Source organism: Streptomyces sp. NPDC047917, assembly GCF_043204345.1.
Lineage (GTDB): Bacteria > Actinomycetota > Actinomycetes > Streptomycetales > Streptomycetaceae > Streptomyces > Streptomyces sanglieri.
Map to the genome: position 1 here is coordinate 383877 of NZ_JBIDCA010000004.1, position 23807 is coordinate 407683.

18 protein-coding genes and 1 riboswitch are annotated in these 23807 nt (G+C 71.7%); of the genes, 10 read left to right on the forward strand and 8 right to left on the reverse strand.

Going from position 1 to position 23807, the window contains the following annotated elements; translation table 11 throughout:
- Window positions 1–24: 24 nt before the first annotated feature.
- Both ACGF8B_RS11500 and ACGF8B_RS11505 read right to left on the reverse strand, forming a co-directional pair.
- Window positions 25–2625 (reverse strand): PA14 domain-containing protein, encoded by a 2601-nt coding sequence (locus ACGF8B_RS11500; RefSeq protein ID WP_392737022.1) that lies wholly within the window; start codon window positions 2623–2625, stop codon window positions 25–27.
- A 447-nt stretch (window positions 2626–3072) separates the two neighbouring features.
- Window positions 3073–3768: a (2Fe-2S)-binding protein gene (locus ACGF8B_RS11505; RefSeq protein ID WP_392737023.1), complete on the reverse strand. Its 696-nt coding sequence runs from the start codon at window positions 3766–3768 to the stop codon at window positions 3073–3075.
- Window positions 3769–4002: 234 nt separating this feature from the next.
- On the opposite strand from ACGF8B_RS11505, the gene ACGF8B_RS11510 reads away from it, so the two are divergent.
- Window positions 4003–5184 (forward strand): DMT family transporter, encoded by a 1182-nt coding sequence (locus ACGF8B_RS11510; RefSeq protein WP_392737025.1) that lies wholly within the window; start codon window positions 4003–4005, stop codon window positions 5182–5184.
- On the opposite strand, the gene ACGF8B_RS11515 is transcribed toward ACGF8B_RS11510, so the two are convergent.
- The 3 genes from ACGF8B_RS11515 to eat all read right to left on the reverse strand — a co-directional run bounded on the left by ACGF8B_RS11515 (window position 5154) and on the right by eat (window position 8982).
- Complete coding sequence (locus tag ACGF8B_RS11515; RefSeq protein WP_392737027.1) at window positions 5154–6551, reverse strand: peptidoglycan DD-metalloendopeptidase family protein; 1398 nt, start codon at window positions 6549–6551, stop codon at window positions 5154–5156. The two genes, ACGF8B_RS11510 and ACGF8B_RS11515, sit on opposite strands and share 31 nt — an antisense overlap.
- Before the next feature lie 135 nt (window positions 6552–6686).
- Complete coding sequence (locus ACGF8B_RS11520; protein ID WP_392737029.1) at window positions 6687–7406, reverse strand: gamma-glutamyl-gamma-aminobutyrate hydrolase family protein; 720 nt, start codon at window positions 7404–7406, stop codon at window positions 6687–6689.
- Between the two features lie 106 nt (window positions 7407–7512).
- Window positions 7513–8982: an ethanolamine permease gene (gene eat, locus ACGF8B_RS11525; protein ID WP_392737030.1), complete on the reverse strand. Its 1470-nt coding sequence runs from the start codon at window positions 8980–8982 to the stop codon at window positions 7513–7515.
- A 266-nt stretch (window positions 8983–9248) separates the two neighbouring features.
- Here eat and ACGF8B_RS11530 point away from each other — a divergent pair, with 266 nt between their 5' ends.
- The 4 genes from ACGF8B_RS11530 (at window position 9249) to ACGF8B_RS11545 (ending at window position 14346) form a co-directional block, all read left to right on the forward strand.
- The gene (locus ACGF8B_RS11530; RefSeq protein ID WP_392737032.1) at window positions 9249–10613 is read left to right on the forward strand and encodes a glutamine synthetase family protein; all 1365 of its coding nucleotides are present in this window, start codon (window positions 9249–9251) and stop codon (window positions 10611–10613) included.
- 75 nt (window positions 10614–10688) lie between these two features.
- A complete protein-coding gene (locus ACGF8B_RS11535; protein ID WP_392737034.1) occupies window positions 10689–12077 on the forward strand; it encodes an aldehyde dehydrogenase family protein in 1389 nt (462 codons plus the stop codon).
- Window positions 12078–12082: 5 nt separating this feature from the next.
- Window positions 12083–12868, forward strand: a complete 786-nt coding sequence (locus ACGF8B_RS11540; RefSeq protein ID WP_342280918.1) for a 3-oxoacyl-ACP reductase — start codon at window positions 12083–12085, stop codon at window positions 12866–12868.
- A 158-nt stretch (window positions 12869–13026) separates the two neighbouring features.
- Window positions 13027–14346, forward strand: coding sequence for an HAD family hydrolase (locus ACGF8B_RS11545; protein ID WP_392737037.1), 1320 nt, complete (start codon window positions 13027–13029; stop codon window positions 14344–14346).
- 66 nt (window positions 14347–14412) lie between these two features.
- On the opposite strand, the gene ACGF8B_RS11550 is transcribed toward ACGF8B_RS11545, so the two are convergent.
- The 3 genes from ACGF8B_RS11550 to ACGF8B_RS11560 all read right to left on the reverse strand — a co-directional run bounded on the left by ACGF8B_RS11550 (window position 14413) and on the right by ACGF8B_RS11560 (window position 18138).
- The gene (locus tag ACGF8B_RS11550; RefSeq protein WP_392737039.1) at window positions 14413–16455 is read right to left on the reverse strand and encodes a phosphocholine-specific phospholipase C; all 2043 of its coding nucleotides are present in this window, start codon (window positions 16453–16455) and stop codon (window positions 14413–14415) included.
- Window positions 16456–16625: 170 nt separating this feature from the next.
- On the reverse strand, window positions 16626–17537 hold the full coding sequence (locus ACGF8B_RS11555; protein WP_392737041.1) for an alpha/beta fold hydrolase: 912 nt from the start codon (window positions 17535–17537) through the stop codon (window positions 16626–16628).
- Window positions 17530–18138, reverse strand: a complete 609-nt coding sequence (locus ACGF8B_RS11560) for a TetR-like C-terminal domain-containing protein (protein ID WP_392737043.1) — start codon at window positions 18136–18138, stop codon at window positions 17530–17532. The genes ACGF8B_RS11555 and ACGF8B_RS11560 overlap by 8 nt, the downstream gene beginning before the upstream one ends.
- A gap of 171 nt (window positions 18139–18309) precedes the next feature.
- Here ACGF8B_RS11560 and gndA point away from each other — a divergent pair, with 171 nt between their 5' ends.
- The 5 genes from gndA to ACGF8B_RS11585 all read left to right on the forward strand — a co-directional run bounded on the left by gndA (window position 18310) and on the right by ACGF8B_RS11585 (window position 23660).
- Complete coding sequence (gene gndA / locus ACGF8B_RS11565; protein ID WP_392737045.1) at window positions 18310–19767, forward strand: NADP-dependent phosphogluconate dehydrogenase; 1458 nt, start codon at window positions 18310–18312, stop codon at window positions 19765–19767.
- A 126-nt stretch (window positions 19768–19893) separates the two neighbouring features.
- Window positions 19894–20047: riboswitch (cobalamin riboswitch) on the forward strand.
- 37 nt (window positions 20048–20084) lie between these two features.
- Window positions 20085–21065, forward strand: coding sequence for an ABC transporter substrate-binding protein (locus ACGF8B_RS11570; protein ID WP_392737046.1), 981 nt, complete (start codon window positions 20085–20087; stop codon window positions 21063–21065).
- Window positions 21066–21118: 53 nt separating this feature from the next.
- Window positions 21119–22117, forward strand: coding sequence for a FecCD family ABC transporter permease (locus ACGF8B_RS11575; protein ID WP_392737049.1), 999 nt, complete (start codon window positions 21119–21121; stop codon window positions 22115–22117).
- Window positions 22114–22902, forward strand: a complete 789-nt coding sequence (locus ACGF8B_RS11580; protein WP_392737051.1) for an ABC transporter ATP-binding protein — start codon at window positions 22114–22116, stop codon at window positions 22900–22902. Before ACGF8B_RS11575 ends, ACGF8B_RS11580 begins: the two co-directional genes overlap by 4 nt.
- Entirely contained in the window at window positions 22899–23660 is a 762-nt protein-coding gene (locus ACGF8B_RS11585) for a (2Fe-2S)-binding protein (RefSeq protein WP_392737053.1), read from the forward strand. The genes ACGF8B_RS11580 and ACGF8B_RS11585 overlap by 4 nt, the downstream gene beginning before the upstream one ends.
- Window positions 23661–23807: the final 147 nt, after the last annotated feature.

The window sequence follows — 23807 nt, forward strand, 5'->3', positions numbered from 1 at the left end:
CCCGCCCCACGACCAGGTCACGGGTCAGCCGGCGGGGCACCCCGCCACGACCGGGTTCGACGCGTCACGGACGAGCGCTTCCTGCGCCGCCCGGATCCGTTCGACGTCGGGCTTCACGATCCGGCGGTCGTAGGTGAGCAGTCCGTTCAGTTCGCCCTCGACGTCCGAGATCTGGGTGTACACGGCGCCGTTGCCGCCTTCGCAGGCGAGCTTCCGCACCTCGTCGAGCCTGGCCAGGTAGTCGTCGGTGTAGGTGGCCGGGTCGACCGCGATGTACGACTGCTGTACGGCCCAGGCGTGCCCCGGTACAGCCAGGCCCAGCCCGCCGTACTCACCGCTGACCAGAGCGCGCTTCCCGTCGGGCCGCGGCAGCGCGGGGCTCGGATAGCCGTGCGCGTCGGCGATGTCGCCGTTGCCGCCGTCCACCGCTCCGCAGCAGTTGAGCCCGCTCATGTTGTTCACCGGCCGGGTCGGATCCCAGGACTTGGCCCGGTCCGCGATGCGGGCCTGATCGTACTGACCCCAGCCCTCGTTGAAGGTCACCCACATGACGACGGACGGATGGCCGGCGTGTTCGTCGATCATCTCCTTCATCTCGCGCTCGTACTCGGCGCGGGCGGCGGTGGAGGGGTTGACCGTGTTCATCGCGGGCATGTCCTGCCAGACCAGCAGGCCCAGCCGGTCCGCCCAGTAGAACCAGCGGTCGGGCTCGACCTTGATGTGTTTGCGCACGGAGTTGAACCCCATCGCCTTGTGCATCCTCAGGTCGTACGCGAGGGCCTCGTCGGTGGGCGCGGTGTGCAGCCCGTCGGGCCAGAAGCCCTGGTCGAGGGTGGCCATCAGGAAGACCGGCCTGCCGTTGAGGACGGTGCGCGGGGTGCCGTTCACCTTCTCGACGGCGATCGACCGCATCCCGAAGTAGCTCCCGACCCGGTCCGATCCGACACGGACCTCCAGCCGGTAGAGATGCGGGTCGGCGGCGGACCACAGATGCGGGTCGGGCACCGGCAGGTCCAGTGCGGCGCCGGTGTGTCCGCCAACGGTCGCGACCTTGCGCCTCCCGTCGTACGCGGTCGCCGTGACGGGCACCCCGTCCCGTACCCCGCGCACCTCGACGGCGAGCTTCTCGCCCCGGACGTCGGGGGTCAGCTTCAGCGAGTCGGCGTGGTCGGCGGCGACCGGCTCCATCCACACCGTCTGCCAGATCCCGGACGACGGGGTGTACCAGATGCCGCTGGGGTCGAGGCGCTGCTTGCCCATCGGCGGGTTCTCGCCGTCCGCCGCGTCGGTCGGGTCGTGGACGCCCACGATGAGTTCCTGGGTGCGGCCGGGCTTCAGCGCATCGGTGACGTCGGCGCTGAACTTGTCGTAGCCGCCCTTGTGTTCGGTGACCTTGCTGCCGTTGACGTACACCTCGGACTGCCAGTCCACGGCCCCGAAGTTCAGCTGGAGCCGCCGGCCGGAGCCGATCCTCCAGTCCCGGGGCACGGTGAAGGTGCGGCGGTACCACATCCGGTCCTCGTGCCGCTCGATCCCGGAGAGCTGCGATTCGACCGGGTACGGGACGAGGATCCTCTCGCCGAGCTTCCTGCCGACCGGGGGCCGCTCTCCTGCCTTCGCCGCGGCGAACTCCCAGGAGCCGTTGAGGTTCTGCCAGTTGTCCCGGGTGAGCTGGGGCCGGGGGTACTCCGGCAATGCGTTGCGCGGGCCCACCTCGTCGGCCCACCGGGTGCGCAGCTCGTACGTGGAGCGGTTCGGCCCGCCGGACCAGAAGGCCCCGACGGTCTTTCCGTCCTCACCGGCCAGGGCTCCCGCGCCGTCGTAGCGGACGTCGGCGAGCCCGGTGGCGTCGCCGGCCCTGTTGCCGACGACGGGTTCCTCCAGCGCCACGGTCAGGCTGCGCGGGTCGGCCGGATCGGCCTCGACGGCGCCGAGCGGCCACTCGGCGCCGCCGATGACGGCGTCGAGGTGGTTCACCAGCCCGGCGGGCGGCGGCGCGAGTTTCTGCGCGAAGTCCAGCTTGAGCGTGCGGCCGTCCGCGAGGACGGTGGCGGCGATGGCCCCGTCGTACGCGAAGCCGTCGGGCAGCCGGAAGGCGGACTGCGGCACCGGTACCTTGCTGCCGCCGGGTTCGGTCCACTTCAGGTGGAGGTTGGATCCGCCCTGGTGCTCGAAGAACTCCACCTTGAGGTCGTACGCCCGGCCGGCGGTCAACTCCACGGGCTGCGAGGTCTGTTCCTTCTCCCAGTCGTCGACCCAGTGGTCGATGACCGGCTTCCCGTCGATCCAGAGCCGGAAGCCGTTGTCGCCGATCATCGAGAAGAGATGGGCGCCGGTCTTCTCCGGCACGATCTTCCCGGTCCAGCGGATGCTGGCGTCGTCGTTCTGTCCGGTGGCCGAGGCCAGCCGGGGCTCCAGCGTCGGGAAGTCGATGTCCGGGTCGAATCCGGTCGCCCTGAGCTGCCCGAAGTCGAAGGCACCGGGGGCGGACTGGGTGTAGTACTCGCCCTTGAGACCATGCACGTCGCCCGGTTCGGGGGCGGCCGACGCGGTGGGCACGGCGGTCAGACCGGCGGCGCCGAGAGCTGTGGCGAGAAGCAGTACCAGTTTCTTTCTGATGCGCACGGATCCTCCTAGCTGAGGAAGGGTGGCGGCTCGTTGCAGCACGATGTACAACGTTGGAAGGAACGGCAGTTGGCATGACAGCACGACATCCGAGCCGATGTCCAGGTGCATGACAAGTCGAGGGGGGCGCCGTGGTCCGGCGCCGCGGGACCGGGCTCCCCGGCCCGCCCTCAGATGCGATACGCGCCCCTTCGTCGGCTCCGGAACCAGGTCGAGCGCGGCGGCCCGCCAGGTTGCAGGGATCGCACCAGACGCCGAGCACGAAGATCCGGCCGTCGAGCCCGGGAGTGCCGAAGACACGGGCGGACACCTCGCTGCCACCGTCGCCGTCGCCGTCGGCGATGCCGTTGCCGTTGCCGTTGCCGAGCGTGAACGTGACGGGTCCGGGACCGGTGAGCCGGCCGGCCGGTGTGCGCGAGGAGCGGCGGCGGATCCGGCGCTCCCGGGTCAGGTGCCCCCGGGCCCTGCACCTTCGAAGACACAGTCCCCGCACAGGCCGCCGCCCGGCGTGCGGTAGTACAGACAGCAACTGCGGCGGCGGAAGCCCGCGTCGTGCGGAGCGCCGGTGTTGCGGAGGTCCGGGTGGTCGAAGAGTTCGGCGGCCAGTGCACGGGCCCGCGCCGCCGCGTCGGGGCGGTGGTGGGTGCGCGCCCCGACGAGGAGCTGGCGCAGGGCTCCGGCCAGGGCGGACCCCGCGTTGCCCCACAGCAGCCGGTCGGACAGCGGACCGTCCCGGTGGACCGCCTCGGCCAGGGGTACGAGGTGGCCGTACTGGACGACTTCACGGATCCGGTGGGCGGTGGCGGGCAGCGACCCGGCGCCGTCCAGCCACAGGTCGTCGGGGGCCGGATGCCGGGGATCCCAGTGGAGGTCGCCGGGCTCAAGGGCGGGAAAGCGGCCGGTCATTGCCGCCGGTCCGAGTGCGACCGACCAGAGGCGGGAGGCCAGCCCCAGGTGCGCGACCGAGGCGGCGACCCTGCGCTCGGAGGTGTCCAGCCGGGCGGCGACCGTGTCGATCCGGTCCGTGAGCGGATCCTGCTCCCCCGCGTACAACCGCGCCAGCGGACGGTGCGCCCCCTGCGGCGGCGCGGTGGTCCGCAGCGCGAAGAATCCGCCCATCGAGGCCGCTGCGGACCCGTCCATCGCACGTGCTCCCTCCCGGTGTTCCGGCCACCGGTCCCGACTGCGCGGCCGCCCCGGCATGCCGCGGCCCGGCGCTCACCGTAACCCCGAGGGGTCACGGCTCCTGAGCCCTACGGGCGAGAACTACCCTCCGGAGGAGGACACTGGGACCACGGTCGTACTACTGAAGCAGTACGCCGAATCGCCGTCTCAAGGACGACGACGCAGCCGCGTCGAAGAGACATCGTGGTGTACATGAGTTCCCTTGCGCTGTCCGTGCTGCTGTCACTGGTCTCCGCGGTCGCGTACGCGGCCGGGGCGATCGTCCAGGAGCGCGTGGCGACGACCGGCGGGGGTCACTCGCCGGCGCCGCTGCGCGACCGGGTCTGGTGGGCCGCCGTGGCACTGAACGGCGTGGGCGCGGTGCTCCATGTCGTGGCGCTGGCCTACGGCCCGCTGAGCCTCGTCCAGCCGCTCGGTGCGCTGACCATCGTCTTCGCCCTGCCGATGGCGGCGCTCTTCGTACGCCGCCGGGCCGGGGGCACCGCCTGGCGGGGCGCGATCATGGCGACCGTCGGTCTGGCGGGCCTGCTCACGCTCACGGGGCACGCCGAGTCGCACGCCCTGAACGGCCGGGACCAGCTGATCGTCGCCGGTGCGACGCTCGGTGCGGTCGCGCTGCTCCTGCTGATCTCCACGGGCGTGCACCGGCCGGTGGTACGGAGCGTGGTACTGGCCGGGGCGGCGGGCATCGCGTTCGGCATCGCCTCGGTGTTCACGAAGACCGTCGCGGTGGGGCTGGCCTCCGGTGCCATGGGGGCCGGGCTGCCGGCGCTGCTGGCGATCGCCGGTTTCGCCGCCACCGGGCTGCTGGTCTCCCAGGCCGCGTACCGGGGCGCCGGGCTGACCGCGCCACTGGCGACGGTGACCGTGGTGAACCCCGTGATAGCGGCGGTCGTGGGCCTCACGATGTTCGGCGAGCAGTTCCGGCACGGCACGGTCGGGACCATGCTCGCGCCGGCCTGCGCGGTGATCGCCGCGGGCGGTCTGATCCTGCTCACGACGGAGCGGCTGGGCGCGGAGCACCGGGCCGCTCGGGCGGCCGACGACGCACTCCCGGACGCCGGGGCGGACGGGAAGCCGGAGGGCGCGGTACGTGACGACATGGAGCGTGAGGAGGCGCCGCGAGAGGACGTGACCGCCCCCGAAACGGCTCCCGGGCCCTCCGCGCCCGGCGGGGCCGTCGAGGCGGTCCGCGGCACGTCCTCGGCGGTGCGTCGTCCCTTGCCTGTGCTGATGCCGCTGGAGTGCCTGGGCCGGGTGGTCTTCGGGCCCGGCATGTCGCGGTACCCCGGCCCCGCGGGGCCGGCCGATCCCGATGACGCGGCCGACCCCCGGGGCGCCGTTCAGACTCTGACGCCGCCCGCCCTGAGGTAGGCCAGCGGGTCGATGTCCGATCCGTAGCCGGGGCCGGTGCGGATCTCGAAGTGCAGGTGCGGTCCCGTGACGTTCCCGGTGGAGCCCGAGCGCGCGATCCGCTGGCCCGCCGAGACATGGCGGCCCTCACGCACGTGCAGTGCGGACAGGTGCGCGTACTGGCTGTACTTCCCGTCGCTGTGCCGGATGACGACCTGGTAGCCGTACGCGCCGCCCCAGCCGGCCGAGACGACCGTGCCGGAGGCCACCGCCCTGATCGACGTACCGGTCGGGACCGGGAAGTCGACCCCGGTGTGATAGCCGCTGGCCCAGGAGCCGGACTGGTGGTACGGGGTGCCGATGCCGGCCGCGACGGGTGCCACGAGACCGGCGTGCTGCTCCGTACGCGGCTTCGGCCGGTGGCTCTCGGTCTTCTTCGGTTGCGGCTTCGGCTTCGCGGTGTCGTGGTGGGGCTTCGGCTTCGCGGTGTCGTGGTGGGGCTTCGGCTTCGCGGTGTCGTGGCGGGGCTTCGTCGCGGCGGCCTGCTGCTCCGGTGCGGCGGCCCGCTGGTGCGGCTCCGCCTTCGGGCGCTCCGGTGCGGCCGAGCGCTGCGGTGCGGTGGACTTCCGGGGCTTCGGCGCGGCCTTCGGCTTCGTCTGCGCGGGCGTGCCCGTCCTCGCGGACCGGGCCGTGTCCAGGCTCAGGCGCTGCCCGGGCAGGATGAGGTCCGGATCGTCCCCGACAACCTCGCGGTTCTGCGCGTAGAGGTGCTGCCAGCCGCCCCGGACGCGCTCGCTCGCGGCGATCGCGGAGAGCGAGTCGCCGCGTGTCACGGTGTACGACTCGCGCTTGCCGGGCACGGTGGTCGGCGTGGCGGGGGCGGAGGTCCGCTTCGTCGTGGGCCTGCCGGAGACGGTCCGGTCCGGGGAGGTCCGGTCCGGGGAGGTCTTGGCCGGGGCCTTCACGTGGCCGGTGCGCTGCGACTGCGGGGTGATGTCGGCGGCGTCCCCGCGGCTGCTCAGCCCCGCCTTGGCCGAGCAGCCGGGCCAGGCACCCGGCCCCTGTGCATCGAGCACCTTCTCGGCGATGGAGATCTGCTCGCCCTTGGTGGCCAGATCGGCGCGCGGGGCGTAGACCGTGCCTCCGTACGCCGCCCAGGTCGAGCGGGTGAACTGCAGTCCGCCGAAGTAGCCGTTCCCGTCGTTGATGTGCCAGTTGCCGGTCGACTCGCAGGCGGCGACCTTCTCCCACACATCCGGGGTCGCGGCGCCGGCCGAGGCCGCCGCGATGAGCGGGAGTGCGAGGCCCGCACCGCCCGCGGTGACCGTGAGCGAGGCACGGTTGATCCGGCTGGGCTGATATCTGCGGTGCCGTCCGTTCGCGGCCATGACTTGGCTCCCCCACTGGCATTGGGACACGTCGCAAGCGCCCAACTTATGTGCAGGCAAAGGGCGGTGACAAGAGAGCGGCCGGACTCACCCGTCACGGCCGGCCCGGCGGCCACCGCCCTTTGCCGACGGCGGTCACCGGGCGGGCGCGCCCGCCCGGGCGGTGGCACGGTGCCGGGCCGCGTCCACGAGGGCGGTCATGACCCGGGTGTCGTGGCCCATCTCGGGATGCCACTGGACCCCCAGCACCAGGCTGTCGTGGCCGGTGAGTTCCACGGCCTCCACCGTGCCGTCGGGGGCATGGGCGCTCGCCGTGAGGCCGGATCCCAGACGGCCCACGGCCTGGTGGTGGTAGGTGGGCACCACGTCCGGTTCCGCGACCGCGGCCGCGTACGCCGTACCGGCAACGGGAATGACGGGGTGTTCGCCGAATACGCCGGGGCCGCCGGTGTGCCCGTCCAGGTGCTGGTGCAGGGTGCCGCCGAGCGCGACGTTGAGCAGTTGCATGCCCCGGCAGATGCCGAGCAGCGGCACGTGCTGGGCGATCGCCGCCTCGATCAGGGCGGTCTCCCACGCGTCGCGCTCGCGTGCGGGCGGGCCGGTGCGGGGGTCGGCCACCTCGCCGTAGCGGGCCGGTTCGACGTCGGCGCCGCCCGCGACGACCACACCGTCCAGTGCCGCCACGGCCTCCCGGGCCGCGTCGGCGGTGTCGTCGGGCGGCAGCATCACCGCCAGGCCGCCGGCCGCCCGTACCAGGCGCGGATAGACGGCGGGCAGCAGGACGGCCGGTGTGTCCCAGACGCCCCACCGGGCCGGTTCCTGGTAGGTGCTGATGCCGATGACGGGCCGGTTCACGGGCCCCTCCTCTGGTTCGTTCGCTGTTCGGTCGTGGTGCCACCACTGCGCGTACGGGCGCGGCGGCGGTGCGGGAGTGGGCGACGCCCTTGTCCCCCGGTCCCCTTCAGTCCCGCGCCAGTTCGGCCTCGGCCGCCGCGAGGGCGGCGAATTCCTCCTCCGGGGCGCTCGCGACGAGGCGGTGACGGCTGTAGAGGGCGAAGTAGGCGAGCGCCACCACGTACACGCCGAGCGCGATGAACGCGGCGTCCCGGTCCACCAGGAAGGTCGCCACCAGGGCCGAGCATGCCAGCACGAGCGCCACGGACGAGGTGAGCGCGCCGCCGGGTGTGCGGTAGGGCCGTTCCAGGTCCGGTTCGCGCCGGCGCAGCACGATGTGGGAGAGCGCCATCAGGGCGTAGCTGATGGTGGCGCCGAAGACGGCGACGTTCAGCATCCGGCCGCCGTTGCCGATCCAGGCGGCGAGTGTGAAGCCGATCGCGCCGGGGATCAGCAGGCCGAGGTAGGGGGACTTGCGGCGGTTGGTCAGGGAGAGGAAGCGGGGCAGATAGCCGGCCCGGGACAGCGCGAACAGCTGGCGGGAGCCGGCGAAGATCAGTGAGAAGAAGGAGGCCACCAGGCCCGCCAGACCCGCGTAGTTGACGAAGCGGCTCAGGGCGGTGGGACCGCCGTCGCCCTGCAGCGCGACGACCAGGGGATTGCCCGCCTCCTGGATGGCCTTCGCGCCCTGTGCGCCGGTGGCGGAGAGGAAGGTGAGGACCGCCAGCCCGACCAGCACGGTGAGCGAGATGGCCAGTGCCCTCGGCATCGATCTGACGGGGTCCTTGGCCTCCTCGGCGGCGAGCGGCACGCCCTCGACGCCCAGGAAGAACCACATGCCGAAGGGGAAGGCGGCCCAGATACCGAGAAGGCCGAAGGGCAGCCAGGAGGAGGAGCCGAGTGCACTGGTGTCGACCGGGATGTCGTTGAGGCGGCCGGCGTCGAACTCGGTGAAGGCGCCGATCGCGAAGATGAGCAGGGCGGCCACGGCGACGGCGGTCACGACCAGGCTGAACCGCAGCGCCTCGCCGACGCCCCAGAGGTGGATCCCGATGAAGACGGCGAAACAGGCGAGATGGACGGGCCAGCCGGAGGTGAGCCCGAAGAGGCCGAGGGACTCGACGTAGTCGCCGATGAACAGCGAGATGGCGGCGGGGGCGAGGATGTACTCGATGAGGATGGCCGTACCGGTCAGGAAGCCGCCCCAGGTGCCCAGGGCGCGGCGTGCGAAGCCGTAACCGCCGCCCGCGGTGGGCAGGATGGCGGAGAGTTCGGCCAGGGCGAAGACCAGGCACGCGTACATCAGGCCCATCAGCACGGTGGCCGCGGCGAGCCCGCCGAAGCCGCCCTTGGACAGGCCGATGTTCCAGCCGGAGTAGTCGCCGGAGACGACATAGGCGACGCCGAGTCCGGTCAGCAGGAGCCAGCCCGCGCTGCCCCGGCGCAGCGTACGGCGGTGCAGGTACTCGTCCTTGCCGGTCACCGCGCCGGCCGGGTCGCCGGGTGGGCTGGTGGGTGTGTCGGTTCCCTGGGCCATGGGGCGCTCCAGATGTGTGTCGACGGCGCTGCGTCGAGGCGTGGCAGACGAAACGGGCGCATCAAAGGTTCGTCGCCATACCTTTGTGGAACGTCAGGCGAAACACAAGGGGCGCGCGTCAAACAGTGGTTACCGATGTGCGCCCGGTTCGTACGGGTGCGTCGGGCGCCTCCGAAGGTGTTTCACCACCGTCGGCCGGGCCCTCTTCCCAAGCAATGGTTCCCTGTCATACCTTACGGATCTCGGTGCACCCAAGGAGGAATCCCGTGGCAGACCGCACACCCCCGCTCGCCGTCGAGGAGCTGCGCTCGCTCGTGGCGAGCGGGGCCATCGACACCGTCGTCCTGGCCTTTCCCGACATGCAGGGCCGGCTCCAGGGCAAGCGGTTCGCCGCCGGGTTCTTCCTCGACGAGGTTCTGGAGCACGGTACCGAGGGCTGCAACTACCTGCTGGCCGTGGACACCGACATGAACACCGTCGAGGGCTACGCGATGTCCTCCTGGGAGCGCGGCTACGGCGACTTCGCGATGGTCCCGGACCTCGACACCCTGCGGCTGCTGCCCTGGCACGAGGGCACCGCGCTGCTCGTCGCCGACCTCGCCTGGAACGACGGCGGCCCGGTCGTCGCCGCACCGCGCCAGGTGCTGCGCCGCCAGCTGGACCGGCTGGCCGGCCTCGGCTACCGGGCCCAGGTGGGCACGGAGCTGGAGTTCATCGTCTTCAAGGACACCTACGAGCAGGCCTGGGACCGCGGCTACCGCGGGCTGACCCCGGCCAACCAGTACAACATCGACTACTCCATCCTCGGCACCGGCCGCGTCGAACCCCTGCTGCGCCGCATCCGCAACGAGATGCAGGCGGCGGGGCTGACCGTCGAGTCGGCCAAGGGCGAGTGCAACCTCGGCCAGCACGAGATCGCCTTCCGCTACGACGAGGCGCTGGTGACCTGCGACCAGCACGCCGTCTACAAGACCGGTGCCAAGGAGATCGCCGCGCAGGAGGGCGTCTCGCTCACCTTCATGGCCAAGTACGACGAGCGTGAGGGCAACTCCTGTCACATCCACCTCTCGCTCACCGACGAAAACGGTGACAACGCGATGCCGGGTGACGGCCCGGACGGCATGTCGGACCTGATGCGGCACTTCCTCGCCGGACAGCTCGCCGCCCTGCGCGACTTCTCCCTGCTGTACGCGCCGAACATCAACTCCTACAAGCGGTTCCAGCCCGGCTCCTTCGCGCCGACCGCCGTCGCCTGGGGTCACGACAACCGCACCTGCTCCCTGCGGGTGGTCGGCCACGGCCGCTCCCGCCGCTTCGAGAACCGGCTGCCCGGCGGCGACGTCAATCCGTATCTGGCCACCGCCGGACTGGTCGCCGCTGGGCTGTACGGCGTGGAGCACGAGCTGGCGCTGCCGGAGGTCTGCACGGGCAACGCCTACACCGCCGAGTACGAGCAGGTGCCGACCACCCTGCGCGAGGCCGCCGATCTGTGGGAGGCCAGTCCCATCGCCAAGGAGGCGTTCGGGGAGGAGGTCGTCGCGCACTATCTGAACATGGCGCGTGTCGAACTCGCCGCCTACGACGCCGCCGTGACCGACTGGGAGCTGCGCCGCTCCTTCGAGCGCCTGTGACCGCCGTCCCGTCCAGCACGTCCCCCGCACTCCCCCGCTCCCCTCACGTCCCTCACCCCTGATCGAGGCCCGTACGTGTCCCACCACTTGGCACCGCACAGCCTGAACGTCCTGAACCCGGCCACCGCCGAGGTCGTCGCCACCGTCCCGACCACCGACGCCGCCGCTGTCGACGCGGCGGTCGCCCGCGCCGCCGCCGCCCAGCGCGTCTGGGCCGCGGCGGCGCCGGCCGACCGCGCCCGGCTGCTCCGCCGGTTCGCCGCCACCGTCGACGAACACATCGAGGAACTGGCCCTGCTGGAGGTCCGCGAGGCCGGTCACACCATCGGCAACGCCCGCTGGGAGGCGGGCAATGTGCGCGACCTCCTCGACTACTGCGCCGGTGGGGTCGAACGCCTGCTGGGCCGGCAGATCCCGGTCGCCGGCGGCATCGACTTCACCCTGCTGGAGCCGCTCGGCGTCGTCGGGGTCATCGCCCCGTGGAACTTCCCGATGCCGATCGCCGCCTGGGGCGCGGCCCCGGCGCTCGCCGCCGGCAACGCCGTACTGCTCAAGCCCGCCGAGACCACCCCACTGACCGCGCTGCGCCTGGCGGAGCTGGCCCTGGAGGCCGGGCTGCCCGGCGGGCTGTTCCAGGTGCTGCCGGGCGAGGGTCCGGTGGCGGGCGCCGCCCTGGTGGACCACCCCGGCGTGGCCAAGATCGTCTTCACCGGCTCCACCCGGACCGGCAAACACATCATGACCCGCTGCGCCGAACGCGTGAAGCGGCTCACCCTGGAACTGGGCGGCAAGAGCCCCAGCGTCGTCTTCGCCGACGCCGACCTGGAGGCCGCGGCGGCCGGAACACCGATGTCCTTCCTGGACAACGCGGGGCAGGACTGCTGCGCCCGGACCCGCATCCTGGTCGAGCGCCCGGTCTACGACCGCTTCCTCGATCTGCTGGCACCGGCCGTCGCCGCCGTGGTGGTCGGCGACCCGTCGGACGAGAAGACCCAGATGGGTCCGCTGATCTCGGCCGTCCAGCGGGAACGCGTGAGCGGGTTCGTGGCTGCCCTGCCCGACGGCGTACGGACGATCCTCGGCTCGGCGCCCGACGGCCCCGGGTTCTGGTATCCGCCGACCGTGCTCGCCGGGGTGTCGCCCGATGCCCCGGTGGCCGTCGACGAGGTCTTCGGGCCGGTCGCCGTGGTACTGCCGTTCGACGACGAGGCGGACGCCGTACGACTGGCGAACGCCACGGAATACGGTCTGGCCGGATCGATCTGGACGCGTGACGTGGCCCGCGCGCTGCGGGTCGGCCAGGGGCTGCGGGCCGGGAACCTCTCGGTCAACTCCCACTCCAGCGTCCGCTACGCCACTCCCTTCGGCGGCTACAAACAGTCCGGACTGGGGCGCGAGCTCGGCCCCGACGCACTCGCCGCCTTCACCGAAACCAAGAACGTCTTCATCAGCACGGAGGCCTGAGCACCATGACCGACACCACCGCTGTCTGCCGCCGCCTGGTCGGCCGCACCGCCGTAGTCACCGGAGCCGGGAGCGGCATCGGGCTGGCCACCGTCCGGCGCCTGGCCGCCGAGGGCGCGCACGTCGTCTGCGCCGATGTGGACGAGGCGAGCGGCAAGGCCGCCGCCGAGGAGGTCGACGGACTCTTCGTACGCACCGACGTCACCGACGCCGAGCAGGTCGAGGCGTTGTTCAAGGCCGCGTTCGACACGTACGGCTCGGTCGACATCGCGTTCAACAACGCGGGGATCTCGCCGCCCGAGGACGACTCCATCCTGGAGACCGGTCTCGAAGCCTGGCGCCGGGTGCAGGAGGTCAACCTCACCTCCGTCTACCTCTGCTGCAAGGCGGCCATCCCGTACATGCGCCGCCAGGGCAGGGGCTCCATCATCAACACGGCCTCCTTCGTGGCCCGGATGGGCGCCGCCACCTCGCAGATCTCCTACACCGCGTCCAAGGGCGGCGTGCTGGCCATGTCGCGCGAGCTCGGTGTGCAGTTCGCCCGGGAGGGCATCCGGGTCAACGCGCTGTGCCCCGGGCCGGTCAACACCCCGCTGCTCCAGGAGCTGTTCGCCAAGGACCCGGAGCGGGCCGCGCGCAGGCTGGTGCACATCCCGCTCGGCCGGTTCGCGGAGCCCACCGAGATGGCGGCCGCCGTGGCCTTCCTGGCCAGCGACGACTCCTCGTTCGTCAACGCCACGGACTTCCTGGTCGACGGCGGGATCTCCGGCGCCTACGTCACCCCCCTCTAGACGGCGTGCGGCCGGGCCGCGGGTCGCGCGGCCCCGGCCGTACGACCACGCCGCCCGGCCGGGCGGCCACCGGACCTTCGGCCGGGCGTCACCGGACGCCCGGCCGTTCCGTCCGCCCCGCCCGCGATGTCCGCCCACACCACAGGAGTGTCCTCGGCGTGCCCAGATCCCGTCCCGCATCCCCGCCCGTACGGCGTTCCGCCGCACGGCTGACCGTCGCCGCGCTCGCGCTGGCGGCGGCCCTGACCACCGTCACCGCACCCGCCGGAGCCCACGACCGCCCCGGCCGCGCCTGTCCGCAGCTGTCCGTCTCCACGGGCTGGTACGGGGCCAACCAGGCCCGTATCCAGCGCCTCATCGACCGCTACGGAAGCTGCTCGCCGCACCACCGCAACGGCCGGGCGGCGCCGGTGGCGGTCTTCGACTGGGACAACACCGTCATCAAGAACGACGTCGGTGACGCCACCATGTTCTGGCTGCTGCGCAACTCCCGGATCCGGCAGCCCGAGCACGGGGACTGGCGCACCACCAGCCGTTACCTCACCGACGCGGCGGCCGAGTCGCTGCGCGCCGCCTGCCCGGACGGCACCGGCCGCGACCGCACCCTGCCGACCGCGACCGACACCGGCTGCGCCGACGAGATCCTCTCCGTCTACAGCGAGGCCACCACCACCTCCGGGCAGGACGCGTTCGCCGGCCACGACCGGCGCACGATGGAACCCTCGTACGCCTGGCTGGCGCAGCTCACCCACGGCTGGACGGCGGCGCAGGTGCGCTCCTTCGCCGCCGAGGCCCGCGCCGAGAACCTGGCCGCCCCCGTGGGCGCCACCCAGCGGGTCGGCAGCACTACCGACGCCACCGGCTACGTCCGCTACTACGACCAGCAGCGCGACCTGATCCGCACGCTGCGCCGGGCCGGATTCGACGTGTGGATCGTCTCCGCGTCACCGCAGCCCGTGGTCGACGTCTGGGCCGGGGGCGTCGATGTCGCGCCCGGGAACGTGATCGGCATCCGGTCCACCACCGAGCGGGGCCGCTACACCTCGCACCTGAGCTCCTGCGGCACCGCGCGCCCGGGCGAGGACTCGCAGATCACCTACATCGACGGCAAGCGCTGCTGGATCAACAAGGAGATCTTCGGTGTGCGCGGCGCGGCCGCCTCCCGGGTGCAGGACCCCGAGCGGCGCCCGGTGTTCGCCGCCGGGGACTCCGACACGGATGTGTCGATGCTCCGTGACGCGACCGGACTGCGACTGGCCCTGAACCGCAACAAGGCCGAGCTGATGTGCCGTTCCTACGACGACGCGGACGGCAGGTGGCTGGTCAACCCCATGTTCATCGCGCCGAAGGGCAGGCTGAACGGCGCCTATCCGTGTGCCACCACCGGCTACACCGCGTCGGACGGGACCCCGGGCCCGGTGCTCCGTGGCGACGGCAGTGTGATCCCCGATCAGCACGACACCGTCTTCGCGGGCTGACGTCCGGTAGGCGCGGTGGCGGGGGAAGCCGGATCCGGCTCTGTCCGCCACCGCGCCCCTCCCGTCTCAGCCGCTTACGCTCGCCGCGCCCGTCTCGATGTGTCCGGTGTACCGCCGCGACCAGGAGGCGTCACTGCCGATCTTCACGGTGAAGTCGTACCAGCCCTTGGTCAGCGCCACCGCGTTGAAGTAGTCCTCCTCGCTGCCGCCGGCCGGGACGGTGTACGTCCAGGGGCCGTCGCTCCGGTACTGGCCGGAGGTCACGGTGAACGTGACGGCGTTCGCCGAGGTGTTGGTGAGGGTGAACCACAGGGCGGGCCTGCCGGTGTCCGGTGCGTCGGCGTAACGGGCGGCCACCTCGCAGGACCTGCCCGCAGCCGTGGCGTCGCCGGTGAACCGGCGCAGGAACCTGTTGGGTCCGGCCATGGTGAAGTCGTACTTGCCGTCGCCGTTGGCCGTGCCGATGTTGAAGAAGTCCGTGGCGGTGCCGCCCGCGTCCACGGTGTACTGCCACGGCACCGTCGAACGGTGGGCATTGGGGTGCACCGAGAAGTGTGCGGCCCGGGTCGCGGGTGCGCCCTTGTTGGTCATGGTCAGCCAGAGCTTGACGACTCCCGCGGCACCGTACTCCAGCCGGTCCAGATCACCGCCGGGCTGGTAGGGCAGCGCACGGGCGGGCCGGGTGCCGGGCTCCTGCGCGGGCAGTGCGTTGTTCTGCGGTACGGGGTTGGGCAGGGGGCCGCAGGTGTTCATCCCGATCACCGGGGTGGCCGGCAGGCCGGACGGCACACCGTTCACCGGATGGGCGAAGTCGAAGACGCCCGTGAGGTCACCGCTGACCCTGCGCCGCCAGGCACTGATGCCGGCACAGACCGCCGGCTTCCCGAGAGCCGTGGTCCAGGTCTCCAGGAAGCGCAGCACGGAGGTGTGGTCGAAGACCTCCGAGGAGACCCATCCGCCGCGGGTCCAGGGCGACATGACGATCATGGGGACGCGGAAGCCGAGGCCGATGGGCACTCCGCCGAGGAATTCCCCCTCGGTTCCGGCGGGCGGCGACGGGGGCGGTACGTGGTCGAAGAAGCCGTCGTTCTCGTCGTAGTTCAGGAAGAGCACCGTGGAGTCGAAGACGTCCTGATCGGCGGCGAGCGCCCGGTACACGAGGTCGACGAAGTGTGCGCCGTCGCCGGGCGGGGCGTACGGGTGCTCGGAGAAGGCCTGGTTGGCGACGACCCAGGACACCTGCGGCAACGTACCGGCCACCACATCTGCCTTGATGGCGGCGGCGATGTCATCGGGGGTGGAGCCGGTCACCTTCCTCACCGACGCCATCCCGAGGTCGTGCAACGGGTCGCCGGCCGGCGCGTCCGTGAACTTCCGGAAGTAGGCGAGGCCGTTGTCGCCGTAGTTGTCGTCGGCGTTCTGGTAGACGCGCCAGGACACACCGGCCCGTTGGAGCGCCTCGGCGTACGTCTCCCAGGTGAGCCCGGACTCGTCACCGCCGTCCTTGCTGGACGCGTCCACCTTGCCGCTCCACAGGAAGGTGCGGTTCGGGCCGGTGGCGCTGAGCGCCGAGCTGAAGTAGGCGTCGCACACCGTGTAGTTGTCGGCGAGCGCGTAGTGGAAGGGGAGGTCCGAGCGCTCCAGGTGGCCGAGCGAGCGGACGTTCCCCACGCCCGTCACCCAGTTGTCCATCCGGCCCTTGTTCCAGGCCGCGTGCTGGGACGTCCAGCTGTGCGGCAGATCGCCGTTGCACTGGGCGATCGTCTCGGGATCGGCGCCGCCCGCGGCCGGAGTGGCGCTGAGCTTCCAGGGATACTGCCGCCCCGTACCGTTGGGCTGGTCGAAGACGCTGCGGCCGCCGCCGATGGTGAGCCCGGAGCGGTCCGAGAAGCCGCGCACGCCCTTGAGCGCGCCGAAGTAGTGGTCGAAGCTGCGGTTCTCCTGCATCAGCACCACGACGTGCCGGACGTCCTTGATGGTGCCGGTCGCCGCGGTCGCGCTCGCCGTGCCCGTCCGGACCGCGGCGCCCGCGGTCACCGCGGGCATGGCGGCTCCCGCCGCCACGCCCGCGCCGAGCGCCACGAATCCCCTTCGGGTGATCGGTGTCATCTGCCTGCCTTCGCCGGATTCGGATGCGTCGTCGGGACGCCGAAGCCAGGGTGCCGCCCCAGATGGTCCGACACCAGACCTTTGACCGGAGACTTACCTCAAACTATTGCCAACTCATCAGCAGTGAGGGTGAATTCAAAGGTGTGTAATGGAATGTTTGTGGAAGCGGATCACGGTCGGTGATTGCCGTTCAGAGGCGTCGGCCTCCCCTCCGGCGCCGGGTCGGACAGCACCTCCCGCAGTCGCGCGGCGAACGCCCCGGGGTCCTCGACACAACCGGTGTGCCCGCCGGGGAACTCCACGAGCCCGCCGATCCCCCGGTCCGTCAGCCGGGCACCGGGAATCGCCGTGAGCAGGGTGCGGGAGTCCTCCCCGACGCCGATGACCAGCTTCTCCGCACCGCGCCGCAGGGCCGCCAGGTCCGGCACGTACCCGCTGAACGAACACAGCACGTGCTCCAGGAACACCGGGAGGTTGTCCCCCATCCGCCGGAACGCCTCGGCCTCCCGCGCGGAGGGTTCGGGCGCCGCCCGGTGTCCGCCCCCGGCCGGCTCGGGCGCCTCCGGGTCCGTCAGCCCCTCGGTCATGGTGGCCAGCGCCGCGGCCACCCCGCCCCTGCGGAAGGAGTCGCGCACCGCGGCGAAGAGCTTCCGTCCCCGTTCCGGATCGGGCAGCAGTTCCACCGACGGCGGTTCGTGCGCGACCACTCGGCGCAGCCGCTCCGGGTGGCGGGAGAGCAGGTCCAGGGCGACGATCGCGCTCGAACTGGAGCCGAAGACGGCCACCGGCCCGCCGTCCGGCGACAGCAGCTCGATCAGCCGGTGGGCGTCCTCGCTCTGCACCGCCACCCGCTGCTCCTGCGGCGCGCCGTCGAGCAGGCTGCGCGAGTAGCCGCGCGGGTCGAAGGCCGCGACCGTCCAGCTGTCGGCCAGCCGCGCCGCCATCCGGTCGTAGAGCCCCGCGTCGCCGCTGCCGCCCGGCATCAGGAGCAGCAGCGGGCCCCGGCCGCGCACCTCGTAGTACAGCGTCGCCCCGGGCACCTTCAGACGTCCGGTGCGCTCCGGCAGCATGTGGTCAGTCATGTCCGTTCTCCCCCTCGTCGGCGTCTTCACCGGTGGCGGACGGCCAGTGCTCCAGCAGGAAGTGCAGGGCCTCGACGGAGCGCTCCCAGGACTTCTGTACGTCGCGGGGCGCGCCGAAGCCGCCGCTCGCCTCCAGGGCGCAGTAGCCGTGGAAGGTGCTGCGCAACAGCCGTACCGCGTCCGTCAGATCGGGCTCGGACAGCCCGTAGGCGCGCAGCATCGCACCCGTGGTCTCGATGGTGCGGTGGTACGCGGCCGACCTGGCGACGATCTCGGGGTCGACCCGCATCTGTGTCGCCTCGTACCGTCCGGGCCGCTCCAGCGCGAAGGCCCGGTAGGCGTCGGCGAACGCGACCAGGGCGTCCTTCCCGGCCCGGCCGGCGACCGCGGCGCCGATCCGGTCGATGAACTCCCCGGCGGCCAGCAGTGCGACCCGGACACGCAGGTCGTGCAGGTTCCTGACGTGGGAGTACAGGCTGGCGTCCTTGACCCCGAAGCCGCGGGCCAGCGCGGAGATGGTGACCTTGTCGAAGCCGATGGAGTCGGCCAGATCGGCCGCCGCCGCCACCACGCGTTCGGTCGTGAGACCCGCGCGAACCATTCGCCACCTCCATCGAACCTCGCCTAGGCACCCTAGGCATTTTCCTAGAATACACAGGTGACTCCATCCGGGCGATGCCGAACAGGCCGTTGCCGCACCCCGTACGCATACTGAAGATCCCGGCATTGCCGAAGATCCGGGCATCCCCGAAACAGATTGCAGAGCACACAGATGAGCGGCACTGCACAGACGAGCGGCACTGCACAGATCGGCGTCACAGGTCTCGCGGTCATGGGCCGCAACCTCGCGCGCAACTTCGCCCGCAACGGATTCACGGTCGCGGTGCACAACCGGACGGCCGCGAAGACGGACGCGCTGATCGAGGAGTTCGGCGACGAGGGCGTCTTCGTCCCCGCGCACACCCCGCAGGAGTTCGTCGCGGCGCTGGAGCGTCCACGCAGGCTCGTCATCATGGTGAAGGCGGGCGATCCCACCGATGCGGTGATCCAGGAGTTCGCCCCTCTCCTGGAAGAGGGCGATGTCATCATCGACGGCGGCAACGCCCACTTCGAGGACACCCGCCGACGGGAGAAGCAACTGCGCGAGCGGGGCATCCACTTCGTCGGCACCGGCATCTCCGGCGGCGAGGAAGGCGCGCTCGACGGACCGAGCATCATGCCGGGCGGCAGCAAGGAGTCCTACGACTCGCTCGGACCGATGCTGGAGAAGATCTCCGCGAAGGCCAAGGACGGCGCGCCGTGCGTCACGCACATCGGTCCGGACGGCGCCGGGCACTTCGTGAAGATGACGCACAACGGCATCGAGTACGCGGACATGCAGCTCATCGGCGAGGCCTACCAGTTGCTTCGCGACGTGGCCGGATACTCCCCCGCGCAGATCGCGGACATCTTCCGCGTATGGAACACCGGGCGCCTGGACTCGTACCTCATCGAGATCACGGCAGAGGTGCTCTCCCATGTCGACGCGGCGACCGGAAAGCCCTTCGTGGATGTCGTGCTCGACCGGGCGGAGCAGAAGGGCACCGGCCGTTGGACCGTGCAGGTCGCCCTCGACCTGGGCGTTCCTGTCTCCTCCATCGCCGAGGCCGTGTTCGCCCGCTCCGTCTCCGGCCACGCCGCCCTCCGTGACGCCTCACGCCACCTCGCCGGACCGACCGCCCGCAAGCTCGGTGAGGACGAGGCGGCGGCATTCGCCGACCAGGTCGAGCAGGCACTGTATGCCTCGAAGATCGTCGCCTACACCCAGGGCTTCCACGAGATCGCGGCGGGCAGCGAGCAATACGACTGGGACATCGATCTCGGCAGAGTCGCCTCGATCTGGCGCGGCGGATGCATCATCCGGGCCGCGTTCCTCGACAGGATCACCAGCGCCTACGAGGCCCAGCCCCGGATGGCGAGCCTCCTGTCCGACAAGAGCTTCGCCGGAGAGATCGCCGCCGCACAGGACGACTGGCGCACCGTGATCGCCACCGCCGCGACCCAGGGCGTCCCCACCCCCGCCTTCGCCGCCGCCCTCGCCTACTACGACTCCCTGCGCGCCGGACGCCTTCCCGCCGCCCTCACCCAGGGCCAGCGCGACTACTTCGGCGCGCACACCTACCACCGCGTCGACCGCGACGGCACCTTCCACACCCTCTGGGGCGGTGACAGAACCGAGGTCGAGAGCTGACCGGTACCCGCAGAGCCGATGGCGGGGCGGGCGACCCTCCTGGTCCGGGCGAAACCTGCCCGCAGGGCCGGTCGTCGTCGCGGACGTCGGCGTCCGGGGCCGCCCGGGGCGGCCACCGCAAGGGGCATGATCCGCGCAATTCGCGGTCTGACAGAATGGCCTTTGAAATCTCAGGCGACGCGCGTCAGGAAACCGGTGTGAATCCGGTACGGTCCCGCCACTGTGACCGGGCTGCACACAGCCCGGAAGCCAGATACTGACCGCGCCGCCTTCTCGTACAACCAGGGGACGAGGACATCCCCCGGAAAGGCTCGGCCATGCCCCCGATACGCCGTGTACCCCTCGCGCTCATACCCCTGCTTCTACTGCCGCTCACCGGCTGCGGAACCGGTGGCGAGAGCAGGGCAGAGGCCGCACCGGCCGCCGACGGTTTCCCCTACACCGTCACCAATTGCGGTACGAGGACGACCTTCGACGCCCCGCCGAAGCGGGTCGTCACCATGAACCAGCACGTCACCGAGATCATGCTGGCCCTCGGGCTCCAGGACCGGCTGGCCGGGACCGCCTACCTGGACGACAGCATCCTGCCGGAGTACCGGTCCGCGTACGACGGCACCAAGGTGCTCGCGAAGGAGTACCCCTCCAAGGAGGTACTCCTCGGCGCCAACCCCGACTTCGTCTACGGCGGGTACGCCAGCGCCTTCGACAAGGCGAAGGGCCAGGACCGGGCGGGGCTCCAGAAGGACGGCATCAACACCCGGCTGAACATCGAGAACTGCACCAGGGGCAGGGTCGGCGTCGATCAGCTCGCCACCGAGATCACCCAGGTGGCCAGGGTCTTCGGCGTACCGGAGCGCGGCAGGAAGCTGATCGCCGACGAACGACGGAAGATCACGACGGTCGGGACGGAGCTCAAGGGCTCCGCACATCCCTCGGTGTTCGTGTACGACTCCGGCGAAAGTTCCGCTTTCACGGCGGGCGGCAAGGGCATCGGCAACGAGATCGTCCGGCTCGCCGGGGGACGGAACGTCTTCGCGGACCTCGACGCCACCTTCGGCGACGTGTCCTGGGAGCAGGTCATCAAGCGCAAGCCCGAAGTGGTCGTGATCTACGACTACGGAGGCACCACGGTCGAGGCCAAGAAGAAGCGGCTGCTGAACGACCCGGCACTCGCGGACGTGCCGGCGATCAAGAACAAGAAGTTCGCGGTACTCCCGCTGTCCTCGGCCGTGCTCGGTGTCCGGGTCGCCGACGCCGTACAGGACCTGGCCGGGCAGCTGCACCCCGGCACACTGTGAGCGCGGGGCCCGCCAGCCCCGGCCCCCAGTCCGTCCTCCGCTCGGCCCCCGTCGTGACCGGCGCCCTCGTGGTGCTGCTGCTCGCGGCGGTGGTGGCCGGACTGGTGCTCGGCCCGGTACGGATTCCGCCGGGAGAGGTGTTGCGTACGCTCCTGGGCGGTGAACGCTCCGGCGCGTTCCCCACGATCGTGTGGGAGGTACGGCTGCCCAGGGTGCTGCTCGGGGCCGTCGTCGGCGCCGGGCTGGCCCTGTCGGGCGCGGTGCTCCAGGCGCTGGTGCGCAACCCGCTGGCCGATCCGTTCCTGCTGGGCGCCTCGTCCGGGGCATCGGCGGGCGCCGCCATGGTGATCGTGCTGGGGGTCGGCGCCGGGGTGGCCACCGACGTGGCGCTGCCCGTCGCAGCGTTCGCCGGGTCCATGGCCGCGCTGGTCGCCGTCTACGCGATGGCCCGGCGCGGCGGCACCATGACGACGGGCCGGCTGATTCTGGCCGGGGTGGCGATCCAGTACGTGCTGTCCGCGTTCACCAGCCTGATCCTGGTGCTGTCCTCGCGGGCCGAGCATGTGCGGGCGATCCTGTTCTGGACCCTGGGCGGCCTGGGCGGCGCCCGCTGGGACCAACTGGCGCTGCCCGCGGTGGTACTGGGCGTCGGTGCCGTACTCCTGATCAGCCTGGCCCGTCCGCTGGATCTGCTGCTGACCGGGGAGGAAGGGGCCCGCAGCCTCGGTCTGGACCCCGGCCGTTTCCGGGGCGGGGTCTTCGTGCTGGTGTCGCTGATCATCGGCGTGCTGGTCGCCTACAGCGGGGCGATCGGCTTCGTCGGCCTGATGGTTCCGCACGCCGCCCGGCTGATCGTCGGCGCGTCCCACCGCAGGCTGCTGCCGGTGACGGCGCTGGGCGGGGCGGTCTTCCTGCTGCTGGCCGATCTGCTGGCGCGGACCGTGGCAGCCCCGGAAGAGATTCCGGCCGGGGTGGTCACCGCCCTGGTGGGCGGCCCGTTCTTCCTCTGGCTGCTGCGCCGCTCCAGCCGTACCGAAGGGATCACCGGATGAGCCCGGCACCGCCCCCGACGGCGCTCGCCGCCGACGGGATCAGCTACGAGGTGGCCGGCCGTACCCTGCTCGACGCGGTCACCCTGGACGCCTCCCCCGGCGAGACGGTCGGCCTGGTCGGGCCGAACGGCAGCGGCAAGACCACCTTCCTGCGCTGTGTGTACGGTGCCCTGCGCCCCGCGGCGGGTCGGGTCCTGCTGGACGGAGCGGACGCCGCGGCGCTCAGTACGAAGGAACGGGCCCGCCGCGTCGCCGTCGTTCCTCAGGACAGCCCCGGCACCTTCGGCCTGACCGTACGTCAGATCGTGGCGATGGGCCGAAGCCCGCACAAACGGTTCTGGGAGCAGGACGACGCCGAAGACGCCCGACGCATCGACCGGGCGCTCCAGCGTGTCGGCGCGGCGCCCCTGGCCGGCCGGCGGTTCGAGGAGCTGTCCGGCGGGGAACGGCAACGGGCCCTGATCGCCCGCGCCCTGGTCCAGGAACCGGGGCTGCTGGCGCTCGACGAACCCACGAACCATCTGGACGTCCGCTACCAGCTGGAGGTCCTCGGCCTGGTGCGGACCCTGGGCACCACCAATCTGCTGGTGCTGCACGACCTCAATCTGGCTGCCTCCTACTGCGACCGGCTTTTCGTCCTCAGCGCCGGACGACTGGTGGCGTCCGGTTCCCCGCACGCGGTACTGACGGAAGAACTGCTGGCCGAGGTCTACGGGATACGGTCCCGGATCGGCGTCCATCCGGTCACCGGCTCCCCCAACGTCGTCTACCTCCCGCTGTCATGAGCGACGACGCCTCCCCCGTCTGGACACCGTTGCCGCACGGACCACGCTGGCAGGTCACCGAGGGCGAACCCCCCGCGAGCGAAGCAGGGCAGTGGCTGGCGGCCGGCCGACTGGCCGATCCGGCGAGCGAGGAGCTGGCCACGCTGCTGGAGCGCGAACGCACGAGCAGCGGCCACCGCAGCGGCCATGCGACCGCCCTGACCCTGATGGCGGTGTACGCGGGCCGGGTCACTGCCGCCGCCGTGCTCCACTGGGCGCTGCACGACGAGGTACCGGACATGCGGTCGGGCAATGTCCTGGTGCGCCCCGCCACGCACGGGATCGGCGGAGTCCGCGTGCGCAGGTCCCGGCTGCTGGTGCCCCGGGCCGGGGAGGACTCCGTACGGCTGCTGCACCGCACCCTGCTCGACGGCCATCTGCTGCCGATCGCCGACGCGCTGCGTCATCGCACCCGCGCCGGGGCCAGGCAGTTGAGCGGAGGGGTCGCCCACGGCTGCGCCACGGCACTGTGCGCGTACGGCGACCAGGTGGATCTGCTGGCCGCCCGCTGGCGGCAGTTCGCGGACGCCGCACCCGGCGGGCTCGCGGCGCTGGGCGAGGTCGCACGGGTCCGGCGAACGCCGGACGGACCGGAGCGGCTGGTCTATCTGCGCAACACCTGCTGCCTGTACTACACGAGCGCGGAGGAGGTGCGCTGTGCGAGCTGTTGTCTGACAAGCCGCGAGGAGCGGCTGCGCGCGTACGCGAGTCCGAAGTGACGCCGGCGGGCGCGGGGCCGGTACAGCCGCTCCGCGCAACCGGCCGGACGGGCCGGCTTCCTGTCGATGGCGGCCGACTCCCGTTCCACTGACGCGCGTTCGGCCACGCCGGACGCGGGGGCGACGACCGACAGCAACGACGCGGGC